Annotated in this window: 10 protein-coding genes; 5 read left to right on the plus strand and 5 right to left on the minus strand. The window is 73.6% G+C overall.

Going from position 1 to position 12652, the window contains the following annotated elements:
* Positions 1-80: 80 nt before the first annotated feature.
* The 5 genes from FLV34_RS23045 to FLV34_RS23065 all read left to right on the plus strand — a co-directional run bounded on the left by FLV34_RS23045 (position 81) and on the right by FLV34_RS23065 (position 6607).
* Positions 81-2552, plus strand: coding sequence for a biotin carboxylase N-terminal domain-containing protein (locus tag FLV34_RS23045; protein ID WP_142645332.1), 2472 nt, complete (start codon positions 81-83; stop codon positions 2550-2552).
* Entirely contained in the window at positions 2549-3349 is an 801-nt protein-coding gene (locus tag FLV34_RS23050) for an enoyl-CoA hydratase-related protein (protein ID WP_185948908.1), read from the plus strand. The genes FLV34_RS23045 and FLV34_RS23050 overlap by 4 nt, the downstream gene beginning before the upstream one ends.
* A gap of 79 nt (positions 3350-3428) precedes the next feature.
* The gene (locus tag FLV34_RS23055) at positions 3429-5426 is read left to right on the plus strand and encodes an acyclic terpene utilization AtuA family protein (RefSeq protein WP_147944025.1); all 1998 of its coding nucleotides are present in this window, start codon (positions 3429-3431) and stop codon (positions 5424-5426) included.
* Positions 5427-5466: 40 nt separating this feature from the next.
* Positions 5467-5694 (plus strand): hypothetical protein, encoded by a 228-nt coding sequence (locus FLV34_RS23060; protein ID WP_187280701.1) that lies wholly within the window; start codon positions 5467-5469, stop codon positions 5692-5694.
* Between the two features lie 67 nt (positions 5695-5761).
* Positions 5762-6607, plus strand: a complete 846-nt coding sequence (locus FLV34_RS23065) for a helix-turn-helix transcriptional regulator (RefSeq protein WP_147944027.1) — start codon at positions 5762-5764, stop codon at positions 6605-6607.
* A 182-nt stretch (positions 6608-6789) separates the two neighbouring features.
* Here FLV34_RS23065 and FLV34_RS23070 read toward each other — a convergent pair whose 3' ends face one another.
* From FLV34_RS23070 to FLV34_RS23090, 5 genes are all read right to left on the minus strand, one after another.
* A complete protein-coding gene (locus tag FLV34_RS23070; RefSeq protein WP_142645336.1) occupies positions 6790-7206 on the minus strand; it encodes a bacterioferritin in 417 nt (138 codons plus the stop codon).
* Positions 7207-7268: 62 nt separating this feature from the next.
* Positions 7269-9488 (minus strand): glycosyltransferase family 39 protein, encoded by a 2220-nt coding sequence (locus tag FLV34_RS23075; RefSeq protein WP_147944028.1) that lies wholly within the window; start codon positions 9486-9488, stop codon positions 7269-7271.
* Positions 9485-10657 carry a bifunctional glycosyltransferase family 2/GtrA family protein gene (locus tag FLV34_RS23080; protein ID WP_147944029.1) on the minus strand — a complete coding sequence of 391 codons (1173 nt, stop codon included), beginning with the start codon at positions 10655-10657 and terminating at the stop codon, positions 9485-9487. Before FLV34_RS23080 ends, FLV34_RS23075 begins: the two co-directional genes overlap by 4 nt.
* 272 nt (positions 10658-10929) lie before the next feature.
* Complete coding sequence (locus tag FLV34_RS23085) at positions 10930-11688, minus strand: YcnI family protein (RefSeq protein WP_147944030.1); 759 nt, start codon at positions 11686-11688, stop codon at positions 10930-10932.
* 199 nt (positions 11689-11887) lie between these two features.
* Positions 11888-12640: a hypothetical protein gene (locus FLV34_RS23090; RefSeq protein ID WP_142645340.1), complete on the minus strand. Its 753-nt coding sequence runs from the start codon at positions 12638-12640 to the stop codon at positions 11888-11890.
* Positions 12641-12652: the final 12 nt, after the last annotated feature.

Raw genomic sequence — 12652 nt, forward strand, 5'->3', positions numbered from 1 at the left:
GGCATGCTCACTGGCACCATGCTCATCGGCACCATGCTCATCGGCACCATGCTCATGAAGATCGACGGGGGTGAGGGGTCATGATCGGGCGACTGCTGGTCGCGAACCGCGGGGAGATCGCCCGCCGGGTCTTCCGCACCTGCCGCGAGCTGGGAATCGAGACCGTCGCCGTCTTCACCGACGCCGACGCGTCCGCCCCGCACACCGCCGAGGCCGACCAGGCCGTACGGCTGGGCGCGCCCCTGGCGTACCTCGACCCGGAGCGGATCGTCGAGGCGGCCCGCAGGTCGGGCGCCGACGCGATCCATCCCGGCTATGGCTTTTTGTCGGAGAACGCCGGTTTCGCCCGCGCCGTGCTGGAGGCCGGGCTGACCTGGATCGGCCCCTCCCCCGAGGCCGTCGCCGCGATGGGCAAGAAGATCGAGGCGAAGGCGCTGATGGAGGAGGCCGGGGTGCCGGTCCTGCCGACCATCCCGCTCTCCCCGGACGCCCCCGTGGAGCTGACCGGTCCCGTGCTGGTCAAGGCGTCGGCGGGCGGCGGCGGGCGCGGCATGCGGGTGGTGCGCGATCCGGCCGGCCTCGCCGGGGCCGTCGAGTCGGCCCGGCGGGAGGCGCTGTCGGCCTTCGGCGACGGCACGCTGTTCGCCGAGCCCCTGCTGGAGGGCGCCCGCCACATCGAGGTGCAGATCCTCGCCGACGCCCACGGCACGGTCTGGGCGCTCGGCGAGCGCGAGTGCTCGATCCAGCGCCGCCACCAGAAGGTGATCGAGGAGGCTCCCTCCCCCGCGGTCACCCCCGAGCTGCGCCGCGAGCTGAGCGACACGGCGATCCGGGCCGCCCGCGCGATCGGCTACCAGGGCGCGGGCACCGTCGAGTTCCTGCTGTCCGACGAGGGCTTCTTCTTCCTGGAGATGAACACCCGCCTCCAGGTGGAGCACCCGGTCACCGAGAGCGTCTACGGCGTGGACCTGGTCCGGCTGCAGATCGAGGTCGCCGAGGGCGCCCACCTCGCCGCGCTGCCGCCGAGCCCGGTCGGTCACGCGATCGAGGCCCGCCTGTACGCGGAGGACTCCGAGGGCCGCCCGCAGAGCGGCGTGCTGCGCCGTTTCGAGATCCCCGGCGTGGACGGCGAGTTCGGGCACGAGGCGCGGCTGCGGCTCGACTCGGGCGTGACGTCCGGCACCGAGGTGGGCGTCCACTACGACCCGATGCTCGCCAAGGTCGTCTCGTACGGCCGCGACCGGGCGGAAGCTGCCCGGCGGCTGGCGGACGTGCTCGCGCGGGCGCGCATCCACGGGCTGACGACCAACCGCGACCTGCTCGTGGGAGTGCTGCGGCACCCGGACTTCCTGTCCGGGGCGCTCGACACCGGTTTCCTCGACCGGCATCCCGCACCGGCCCCGCTCGCCGGTCCCGAGGCCGTACGGCTGTCGGCGCTCGCGGCGGCGCTCGCCGGAGCGGCGGCCAACCGCGCCGCCGCCCGCCGCGACGGCGTGCTGGGCGGGCTGCCGAGCGGCTGGCGCAACGTTCCCTCCCAGCCGCAACGTGTGGCGTTCGACGCCGAGGACGGCGGGCGGCTGGAAGTCGCCTACCGGCTGACCAGGGACGGGCTGCGGGCCGAGGGCTTCGATGACGTCACGCTCGTGGCGGCGGAACCCGGCCGGGTGGTGCTGGAGACCACGGGCCTGCGGCGCACCTTCGAGGTGGCCGCCTACCCCGGGGCGCACCCCGGTGTGGTGCATGTCGACTCCCCGCTCGGACCGGTGCGGCTCACCCCGGTCGAGCGGCTGCCGCAACCGGCCGCGAGCGTGACGCCGGGGGCGCTGCCCGCCCCCATGCCGGGTACGGTCCTGCGCGTCGAGGTCAAGCCCGGCGACGTGGTCGAGACCGGGCAGCCGGTGGTCGTGCTGGAGGCGATGAAGATGGAGCACCTGATCGTGTCTCCCGCCTCGGGCACGGTGGCCGCACTGCACGTGACGCCGGGCACGCAGGTCGAGGCGGGCGTGCCTCTCGCCGTGATCGAGCCGTCGCCGCCGCAGGAACCGGACGGCGGCCCGCGGACGGAGGCTCCCCCGGCAGAGCCGGGCCCAGAGGCAGGGACAGGGACAGAGACAGGGACGGATTCGGGGGCGGACACAGGGGCGGACACAGGGGCGGCGACCGGCCCGGTGATCGGTGGGGTGACCGACCCCGTGATGGATGCGGGCCCGGATCCGGACCTCGGCGAACGTCCCGGCGCGGAAAGCCTCCCGGAGACGAGGCCAGAGTCGAGCCCTGAGGCGAGACCGGAGACGTTCTCGGCGACGGGCGCGCCACCGGAGACGGACGCCGCAAGCCATCGTGCGATGGACACCGGTGCGCATCCGGCATTCGGCACCGCCGGGCATCCGGGCACAGCGACCGGCCCGGTCATGGGGACGGGCGTTCCCTCCGGCATCGAGACGGGCGCCGGTCCGGGCACGCAGGGCGGCCCGGAGATCGGCAGTCCGATCCCCAGTCCGATCGGCAGTCCGATCGACGCTGATCGGGGCGGGGAGGCGACGCAGCCGTGAGCGAGCCCCAGGACGTGCTGGTACGCCGCGAGCAGGCGGGCGGCGTGGCCACGATCACGCTCGACTCCCCGCACAACCGCAACGCCCTGTCGTCCCGGCTGCTGCGGCAGCTCGACGACGCCCTGTCCTGGGCGCTCGACGAGCCCGCCGTACGGGTGATCGTGCTGACCGGCACGGGACCGGTGTTCTGCGCGGGCGCCGACCTGAAGGAGCAGCGCGGCGGAGGGGCGCCGGTCACCGCGTCGTTTCCCGACATCATGCTGCGGATCTGGGAGAGCCCGAAGCCGGTCGTGTGCCGCCTGAACGGCACGGCACGAGCGGGCGGCCTCGGGCTGGTGGCGGCCTGCGACTTCGCCATCGCCCCGGCGACCGCTTCGTTCGCCTTCACCGAGGTGCGGCTCGGGGTGGTCCCCGCCATGATCGCGGTCACCTGCCTGCGCCGCCTGGAGCCCCGGGCCGCGGCCGAGTATTTCCTCACCGGCGAGGTCTTCAGCGCCGGACGTGCGGTGGAGATCGGCCTGCTGACCCGGGCCGTGCCCGAAGAGGACCTGGACGCGACCGTGGCCCACTACACCGGCATGCTGCTGCGCGGCGGCCCGGAGGCGCTGGCGATCACCAAGCGGCTCGTGCGGGAGGTGCCGCAACTATCGGTCGAGGAGGGGTTCCGCGCGATGGCCGCGCTGTCCGCGGAGCGCTTCACCTCGGCGGAGGGGCAGGAGGGCATCCGGGCCTTCGCCGAGAAGCGGCCCGCCGCCTGGGTTCCCGCCGACGCGCCGTCCCCGGAAGCCGGGCGATGACGGCGCAGGCCGGGGCGATGACGCCGAAGGCCCGGCAGATGCCCGCGAAAGCCGCGCGGAGAACACCGGAGGCGGGCGGATGACATCGAAGGCCGGGCTTACGACGGCGCAGGCCGGGCGGCAGGGACCGATCCGGGTCGCGAACTGCGGCGGCTTCTACGGCGACCGGCTGTCGGCCGCCGAGGAGATGGTCGAGGGCGGGCCGATCGACGTGCTGACCGGCGACTGGCTGGCCGAGCTCACCATGTCGATCCTCGCGGGCAACCGGCTCAAGGGCCGCCCCGGCTACGCGCGTACGTTCCTGACCCAGATGGAGCAGGTCCTCGGCACCTGCCTCGACCGAGGCATCAAGGTCGTCGCCAACGCGGGCGGCCTCGACCCGGCCGGGTGCGCGGAGGCGGTCTCGGCCCTGGCCGACCGGCTCGGGCTGCGCGCGTCCGTCGCCCACGTCACCGGCGACGACCTCATGCCGCTCGCCGAGCCGCCGGTCAACATCGACACCGGTGAGACCCTGGGCGCGACTCCGCTCACCGCCAACGCCTACCTCGGCGGCCGGCCGATCGCCGTGACGCTGGAGCACGGCGCGGATGTCGTCGTGACCGGGCGGGTCACCGACGCGGCGCTGGTCACCGGGCCCGGCATGTGGTGGTTCGGCTGGGATTCGGGCGACCTCGACGCGCTGGCCGGATCCGTCGTCGCCGGGCACGTGATCGAGTGCGGCTGCCAGGCGACCGGCGGCAACTACGCCTTCTTCGAGGAGGTGCCCGACCTCGCCCACTGCGGCTTCCCCATCGCCGAGCTGTACGCCGACGGATCGAGCGTGATCACCAAGCACCCCGGCACCGGCGGGCTGGTCTCGACCGGGACCGTGACCGCGCAACTGCTGTACGAGATCGCCTCGCCGCGCTATCTCGGGCCCGACGTGACCGCCAGGTTCGACACCATACGGCTGGAGCAGGAGTGCCCCGACCGGGTCAGGATCACGGGCGTGCGCGGCGAGCCCCCGCCGGACACGCTGAAGGTCGCCGTCACCTACCTCGGCGGCTACCGCAACACGATGACGCTCGTGCTGACCGGCCTCGACATCGCCGCCAAAGCCCGCATCGCGCAGGAGGCGATCTGGGCGCGCGTCCCCCGCGAGTCGTTCGAACAGGTCCACGTGGAGCTGACTCCCCTCGGCGCGGACGGCGCGGGCTCGGCCGCGCCCGGCCCGGAAACCGGCGGACACCCGGCCAGGGGCGGCGCGGGCACAGCCGGTGCCGGCGGCAGCGTCACGGATGGTGCGGGCGAAGGCGGCGCGGGTGCGGACGAGCCCCGCACGGGCGGCATGACCACCGGCGGCGCGGGTGCGGGCGACCCGCGCACAAGCGCCGTAGATGAGGGCAGCCCCCGCACGGGCAGCGTGACCACACACGGTGTGGGCGCGGCCGCGACCGCGCTGTTGCGGATCACGGTCATGGACTCCGATCCGCGCAAGGCGGGGCGGACGTTCTCCTCCGCCGTGGTGGAGACCGGCCTGGCGAGCTATCCCGGCTTCTACGGCCTGACCCCGCCCGGCGACGCCTCCCCCTACGGGGTCTACTGGCCCTCGTCGGCCGACGCGCGGGCCGTGCTCCCGGTGGTGACCGTGGACGGAGTCCGCGTCGAGGTGCCGCACACCCCTCCGTCCGGTCCGCTGCTGGGCGAGCAGGCGGGCGGGCCGCCCAGTGAGACGCCCGGCGACACCGTTCCTCCGTACGCCGGGGATCTCGCGGCCGGGCCGGTCATGCCGCTCGGCAGGGTCGCCGGCGCCCGCTCGGGCGACAAGGGCGGCGACGCCAACCTCGGCGTCTGGGTGCGCGATCCCGCGCGCTATCCGTGGCTCGCGGCGTTCCTGACCGTGAAGCGGCTCAGGGAGCTGCTGCCGGAGGTCGGCGACCTGCCGATCGAACGGTTCGCGCTCCCGAACCTGCACGCGCTGAACTTCGTCGTCCACGGGCTCCTGGGCCGGGGCGTGGCGGCCAGCCCGCTCCTGGACGCCCAGGCGAAGGCGCTCGGCGAGCGGCTTCGGGCTGTATGCGTGCCCATTCCGCTATGACTAGGATTGCGCCGTTCGCCGCCGATCGGGAGAGAAGGACATGCGATTGCGCTTTCTCGGCTCCACCTCGGAGGCGGGGGCCTGCCCCTCCCTCTACGAGACCGGCCGCGGCACGATAGCCGTCCAGGGCCGGGAGGTCGTGGACCACGAGGGCCGCGCCGGCCTGCGCCATGTGCTCGACGGGGAGACGGCGGTCGAGACGGCGGTCGAGGTGCCGGGGGAGCTCCTCGTGGAGATCGCCCGGCGGGTCCTGCCCGATCACGATTGAAGGCCTCCCTCTGGCAGGATCCGGCGCGCCGGGTCTACCTTGAACCGCACCACGGCCGGAGGTGGGCATGAGCGGTTTCCATCAGGCCCGCATGGACCTGGGAGCCCGGCTACGCCGGTTGCGGGAGAACGCCCGCCTGTCCGGGAAGGATCTCGCCGAACGCCTGCGCTGGCAGCCGTCCAAGGTCTCGCGCATCGAGAACGCCCGCCAGACCGCCACCGAGGACGACGTGGCCGCGTGGGGAAAGGCCGTGGAGGCCGACCCGCAGACCATCGACGACCTGATCCGGCAGGCGGCCGGCCTGCTGGAGCGGCACGACTCCTGGCGGCAGCGGAACAGGAACGGCCTGGCCGCGCTGCAGGATGACGTCCGCGACCTGGAGGCGCGCACCCGGCTGTTCCGGGCGTTCGAGCCGGGCGTGGTGATCGGCCTGCTGCAGACCACCGAGTACGCCAGGCACACCTTCGGCAAGGTCAGGCGGGTCCACGAGCCCACCGACGACGTGGACGACGCGATCCGCGTCCGCATGCGGCGTCAGGAGATCCTGTACGACCCGGCTCGGCGGTTCCGGTTCGTCATGCCCGAGGCGGTGCTGCGTTACCGGCTCGCGCCCCCGGACGTGATGCGCGGCCAGCTCGACCGGCTGATCGCGGTGACCACGCTGCCGAACGTGGAGTTCGGGCTGCTGCCGTTCGAGGCGCAGTTGCCGTCCGCGCTGATGAACTCGTTCTGGATCTACGACGACTGCCTGGTCGGGGTGGCGACCATGACCAGGGACCTGCTGCTTCGCGACGCCGAGGACGTCGCCTTCTACGCGGAGACGTTCGAGGAGTTCTGCAAGGTGGCGGTCTTCCACGACGACGCGAGGGCGCTGATCGTCCGCGCCCTCGACGACTACGCCCGCCCGCGCTGACCTCGCCGCACGACTTCATGCCACGTGCCGCACGCACGACCGTGCCGTACCACCGGGCCGTACCACCGGGCCGCACGCCCTTGCGGCACCACCGTGCCGCCCATGCGTCGGCGCCCGGACGCGGGAGGTCGCGGCCAGGGCCGAGCCGCGACGTCCCGCCTCACTCCGCGTGCCGCCGTCCGTCACTTCCCCAGGGCGGTCTGCAGGTCCATGACGTGGTCCTGCGTCTGCTGCAGCAGCGGGCGCAGCGCCTCGGCCACGTCGCTCAGGCCGAGCTCCTGGGCCTGCTCCACGCGCTCGCGATAGCGGCGCAGCTGCTCCTGCTCCAGCTCCAGGTCGAGCCGGAGGGCGTCGGCGCCGTCGGTCGCCACCGGCACCTCGGGAACGCGGACGCTCGGGACGCCGCCGAGGAAGTCGATCTGCTCGGCCAGCGTGCTCGCGTGGTCGAGCTCCTGACCGAGGTGCTGCCTGAGCTCCTCGATGATCGACAGATACTCCGCGCCCTTGATGGTGGCCGTGTGCTGCACATACTGGACGATCGAGCGATACTCGCTCTCCAGGTCCTCGTTGAGCAGGGCGATGAAGCCATCCGTGTCCATGGGAGTCCTCTCGTCGGTCGGAAGGCCCGCCACCTACCCGCCGTGGACGCCGCCGAACGCCGTCAGCCCACCTTGTAGAGCGAGGATCCGCCGCCGTCCGCGAAGACGGACGTGCCGGTGGACGTGCCGCCGTACTCCGCGGGGTCGACCTGGGTGCCGTGCGCCTTCACCCATGCGGTGACGTCCGCGCTCGCGCCACGTCCGAAGCCGCCGCCGATCAGGACGTACTTGAGCTTCCCCTCGGCCACGTACCGGCGCAGCTTGTCCACGCTCATCGCCGGGTCCGAGCCGGTGAACCCGCCCATCGCGATGACCGGCTCGCCGGTGGACAGGATGAGCGACGACGCGCTCTGCGCGCTGTCCACCGCCACCAGCCAGGTGGCGCTCCCCTTGTTCCGCTTCAGGTACGCCGCCATCGCGGCGTCCACCTGCCCACCGGGCCCGCGCATGCCGGGCCCGCCCTGCCGGTTTCCGCCGGGCACGGCCTCACCCGGTCCGCCGTACCTGCCGAAGCCTGCGGGGCCACCGAAGCCACCGGGACCGCCACCAGGACCGCCACCGGGACCTCCACCAGGACCGCCACCGGGACCGCCACGGGGGCCGAACCCTTGCGACGGCCCCGCCGTGGGGTTGGTGCCGTTCACCGCCGCACCCAGCGGCGTCACCGCGTACGCCGCCGGACCGGCCAGCCCGGCCGCGACCGCCGCCGCGAGAGCCACCGCCGTGACCCGCGCGGCCGTCCGGCCCCCACGCCCGGCCGGGCCGCCACCCGCCGTGCCGCGGCCCGCGAGCGCCGTGCCCGCCAGGACGAGCACCGCGACCGCCGTGCCGCCCGCGACGGCCCAGGCGAGCCACGGCACGAACTCCGGCGTACGGCGCAGCACGACGAACGACCAGGCCCCGGTCACGGCGATCGCGGCGGCCAGGACAAGCCGCCACGCGGCCGAGGCGCGGGCCGCCCGCCACATCAGCCCCCCGCCGATGCCGGTCAGCGCGGCGACCGCCGGGGCCATCGCGGTCGTGTAGTACGGGTGGAAGGTGCCGCTGGAGAAGCTGAAGACGGCGTAGTGCACGAGCAGCCAGCCGCCCCACACCAGCAGCGACGCGCGTACCGTGTCCCTCACTGTGTCCCTCACCGGGTCCCTCACTGCGTCCCTCGCCGGACCCCCGGCCGGACTGACGGCCGGACTGACGGCCGGGCCGAAGGCCGATCCGGCGACCAGGACGAGGCCGCAGACGAGGGCGACCACGGCGAACGGGAGCAGCCACGAGATCTGCCCGGCCATGACGTCGTTGAACAACCTGCCCGCGCCGGACGCGCCGCCGAAGCCGCCGCCACCGCCGGGACCACCGGGACCGCCGCCGAAGGCACGTGTCACGCCTTCCGGGACACCGGCGGGAAGCCTGCCCCGGCCGCCGCCGTCGCCCTCGCCGCCGAAGATCCGGCCCAGGCCGTTGTAGCCGATGACCAGGTCCCAGACGGTGTTGTCCGTGCTGCCGCCGACGTACGGCCGCGACGACGCGGGCCACCGGTCCACCACGACCATCCACCACGCGCTGGTGACCACGAGGACCGCTCCGGCGGCCGGCAGACGGCCGAGCCGGCGTACGAACGCCCCCGGCGCGGCGTAGAGGTAGGTCAGCGCGAACGCCGGCAGCACGAGGTAGGCCTGGAGCATCTTGGTGTTGAAGGCGAGGCCCACCAGCACGGCGGTGCCCAGCAGCGTGCGCAGCCGCCCGGTGCGGATCGCCTCCAGGCAGAGCCATCCGGCCGCGACCAGCAGCAGCACCAGCACGGTGTCGGGGTTGTTGTCCCTGTTGATGGCCACGGTGATGGGCGTCAGCGTCATGACGAGGGCCGCCAGCAGGGCCGCGGCCCCGGCCGCACGGGCGTCCAGCCCACGCAGCGCCCGCCGTACGGCGGAGTGCACCAGCGCGACCGACGCCACCCCGGCCGCCGCCTGCGGCAGCAGCATGCTCCACGTGCCGAACCCGAAGATCCGGGCCGACAGGCCCATCACCCACAGCGCGAGGGGCGGCTTGTCGACCGTGATGTACGACCCGGCGTCCAGTGCGCCGAAGAAGAACGCCTTCCAGCTCTTCGTGCCGGAGTAGATCGCCGCGGCGTAGTAGTCGTTGGCGTACCCGTTGCGGCCGAGCGCCCACGTGTAGAGCACGGCCGCGAGCACGAGGACGGCCCACCTCCCCCAGCGCAGGGCGGGGGTCACACGGTCCGCCGGGGCCCGGTGACCGATCGGCGCCGCGGAGGCGAGGAGGGTCATCGGAAGTCCTTCCGGGGCGCGAAGACCCAGGTGCGCAGGAGCAGGAAGCGCAGCAGGGTGGCCAGGCCGTTCGCCACGACGACGGCGGCCAGCTCGGCCGCCCGTGGCGCGCCGTCGGGCAGCGTGACCAGCCCCGCGCTGGTCAGCGCGAGCCCGGCGACGAAGGCGACGAGCCCGCCGAGGTGGTGCCGCAGCGCCCCCGCCCGCCCCCGTACGCCGAAGGTGAAGCGGCGGTTGGCCGCGGTGTTGGCGACGGCGGTGACGAACAGCGCGACGGCGTTGGCCGCCACCGGCGGCAGCACCGAGCGCAGCATCCAGAACAGCGCCAGGTATGCCACCGTGCTGATCGCCCCGATCACCGTGAAGGCGGGGATCTGCGTGCGCGCCGACGCCCGGGACGGCGGGGCTGCCGGGGCCACGAGACTCCCCCGGGCGACCCGCACCATGCCCTTGAGGTCGTCGACCGCCGTCCTGATGATGTCCACCCGGCTGTCGGGGTCGTCAACCCAGTCGACCGGCACCTCGTGGATGCGCAGCCCGTGCTGCTCGGCCAGCAGCAGCAGCTCGGTGTCGAAGAACCACGCCTCGTCCTGCACAGTCGGCAGCAGGGCCTGCACGATCTCGGTGCGGGCCGCCTTGAACCCGCACTGCGCGTCGGAGAAGCGCGCTCCCATGAGCGAGCGCAGCAGCAGGTTGTAGGCCCTGGAGATGATCTCGCGCTTCGGGCCGCGCACGACGTTGGACCAGGGGGACAGGCGGGTCCCGATGGCCAGGTCGCTGTGGCCGGTCATCAACGGTGCGATCAGGGGAAGGAACGCGTCGAGGTCGGTCGACAGGTCCACGTCCATGTAGCCGACCACGTCGGCCTCGCTGGACTCCCACACCCGCCGCAGCGCCCGGCCCCGGCCCTTCTGGTCGAGGTGGACGGCCCGCACTCCCGGCAGCTCGTGGGCCAGCCGCCGGGCGATCGTCCACGTGCCGTCCGTGCTCGCGTTGTCGGCGATCGTCACGCGGAAGCCGTACGGGAAGTCGCCGCTCAGGTAGGCGTGCAGTCGCTCCACGCTCGCGGCCAGGACGCGCTCCTCGTTGTGCACGGGAACGACGACCTCGACCAGGCGGGTCCTGCGGGACGCCCCCGCCGCCGGCCCGGAAACCGTCGTCGTGCTCATGCCGTCCCCTCGCCCGACGGCCGGGAGTGGCGTCGCACCGGGGGCAGGCCGGTGGCACCGGCGTGAGTCGCGCCGTGCCTGTCGATTCGCTCGCTTCGCTCGCTCATGGGCCCACGCTCGCGAGCCGGAATGGGACCGCTCTGAGCCGTTCATTAAGGCCACATGAATTGCGCCGGTGGCGGTCCCGACGCAGGCCGCCACCCGGCCGACTGTCAGCGGCTCACAGCGGCACTCTGCGCGGGCTCCGGGCGCGGCTCGTCCGGCCCATCCGCCTAGCCTGTCCGGCGTCGGTGCAGGGCGGGCGCCACAACGCATCCCAGGCAGATCACCAGCGAGGCCGCGGACAGCCCGATCGCCCACGCCACCCCCGCGTCCGAGCCGGACTCCGGCGCGGCCGCCTCCGCTCCGGCCGCCGCCTCCGCTCCGGCGGCCGGGGCCGCGCCAGCCGCCGAGCCGGGCGCGGCGGCCCCCTTGGCGGTGAGATCGAGCACCGGCGCGGGCCGCTCCGCCTCGTCGTCTCCCGAGCTCTCCTGGATCCAGCGCACCACTTCGCCGTCGCTGTAGTGCTGGAGCGTCTTGAACGTCAGCCGGTCGGTCTCCGGCAGCGGCCCGGCGCTCACCGAGAACTCGTCGTACTCACCCGGCTTGATCCCCGAGTCCTCATCCGACGCGGTCCAGGTGATCTTCGAGGTCACCTCGCCGATCTTCGTGCCGTGCGACTCGATCGGCGTGGCCAGAGTCGTCTTCTCGATCTTGTACGACCAGCCGGGGTGCGGCTTCACCGAGACCGAGGCCAGCGGGAACTCGGTCGGGAGCCGCACCTCGATCTTGGTGGTGCTCGCGTCGTCGCGCTCGTTGGGGACCCGGAACGTCAACGCCGCATAGCCACCCTGGACCGCGGCGTCCGCGGTCACCTTCACATGCGCGAACGCCGCCGCCGGCAGGACGGCGACCAGGCAGGCCGCCACGGTCGCGACGACCAGCCCGCGTGCCGTACGGCGCAGCGCGCGCACCCGCATCCGCACCCGCATCCCGCGAGGCGTACGGGACGCCGTGCCGCACGCGGCTGCGGCCGGTCCGGGGCGTGCCGGCGCAGCCGCCGCACCGCCCGCGACCGGGTGCGCGGGGCCGACGCCCGTTGCCGCGGGCGCCACACCCGCCCGAAGTGCTCTGCCGCTCAACGTTCCTCCCATCGGCGGGACTCCCACCGTCGCGTTCATCGGTGATCCGCTAGCCGAGGCGGGCCAGCGTCGTCGTCATCAGGTCCTTGACCTTCTCCTCGGTGTCGGACCGGTCGCCCACCTTCTTGATCTGGGTGTAGCCGACGTAGAGGACCGCGTTCGCCTTGTGCACCACGACGGTGACCAGATCGTCGTAGGTGTCCGAGCCCAGGTCCGCCGGCGGGGTGTGCACGAGGTGCTGGGCGAACCCTCGCCACCCGTTCACCTCCACAGGCCGGCTGCTGGTCCTGTAGTCGCCCACGATGGACGGCGGCCCGCCGAGGATGGTGAACGTCGCCGGGCACTTTGCCGACTCGGCCGTCACGGCGTTCATCGCGTTGCCGGCGAGCGTGGAGCTCTCGAAGACCACCGCGCCCTGCGTGACGACCGGGAGCGTCTGCGGCCCCACCTTCGGCGGAGCGACGATGAACCGCCCGGTCGGGTTCCCGCCCACCGGCTCGATGGCCGCTTCCACCGGACCCTTCACGTCGTCGGCACGCTGGACGTACGGGCAGGTGGGGATGCTGTTCGGCGGCGTGTAGATGGTGTGCGACGCGTGGTCCTCGTCCTCGAACGCGACCGCGCCCTTTCCCAGGTCGGCGGCGCCGACGAAGCCGGAACGGATGGTCTCGACGGTGTAGGGCGGCTTGGTCACCGGCTCCGGTGTCCCGCCGGAACACCCCGCCAGGACGCCGGCGGCGATCGCACCGGCGGCGGCCAGGGCCACCCGCGACGCGGGGGCCGTACGGTCAGCGCCTCGCATGTGTCGGCAGCC

The sequence above is a fragment of the Microbispora sp. CSR-4 genome, assembly GCF_008033685.1.
Classification (GTDB): domain Bacteria; phylum Actinomycetota; class Actinomycetes; order Streptosporangiales; family Streptosporangiaceae; genus Microbispora.

What these genes read in the sequence shown, in the direction of transcription:
- FLV34_RS23045 (WP_142645332.1), top strand. Translation starts at nt 81, where the DNA reads ATGATCGGGCGACTGCTGGTCGCGAACCGCGGGGAGATCGCCCGCCGG.
- FLV34_RS23055 (WP_147944025.1), top strand. Translation starts at nt 3,429, where the DNA reads ATGACATCGAAGGCCGGGCTTACGACGGCGCAGGCCGGGCGGCAGGGA.
- FLV34_RS23075 (WP_147944028.1), bottom strand. Translation starts at nt 9,488, where the DNA reads ATGACCCTCCTCGCCTCCGCGGCGCCGATCGGTCACCGGGCCCCGGCG.
- FLV34_RS23060 (WP_187280701.1), top strand. Translation starts at nt 5,467, where the DNA reads ATGCGATTGCGCTTTCTCGGCTCCACCTCGGAGGCGGGGGCCTGCCCC.
- FLV34_RS23065 (WP_147944027.1), top strand. Translation starts at nt 5,762, where the DNA reads ATGAGCGGTTTCCATCAGGCCCGCATGGACCTGGGAGCCCGGCTACGC.
- FLV34_RS23080 (WP_147944029.1), bottom strand. Translation starts at nt 10,657, where the DNA reads ATGAGCACGACGACGGTTTCCGGGCCGGCGGCGGGGGCGTCCCGCAGG.
- FLV34_RS23085 (WP_147944030.1), bottom strand. Translation starts at nt 11,688, where the DNA reads ATGCGGGTGCGGATGCGGGTGCGCGCGCTGCGCCGTACGGCACGCGGG.
- FLV34_RS23090 (WP_142645340.1), bottom strand. Translation starts at nt 12,640, where the DNA reads ATGCGAGGCGCTGACCGTACGGCCCCCGCGTCGCGGGTGGCCCTGGCC.
- FLV34_RS23070 (WP_142645336.1), bottom strand. Translation starts at nt 7,206, where the DNA reads ATGGACACGGATGGCTTCATCGCCCTGCTCAACGAGGACCTGGAGAGC.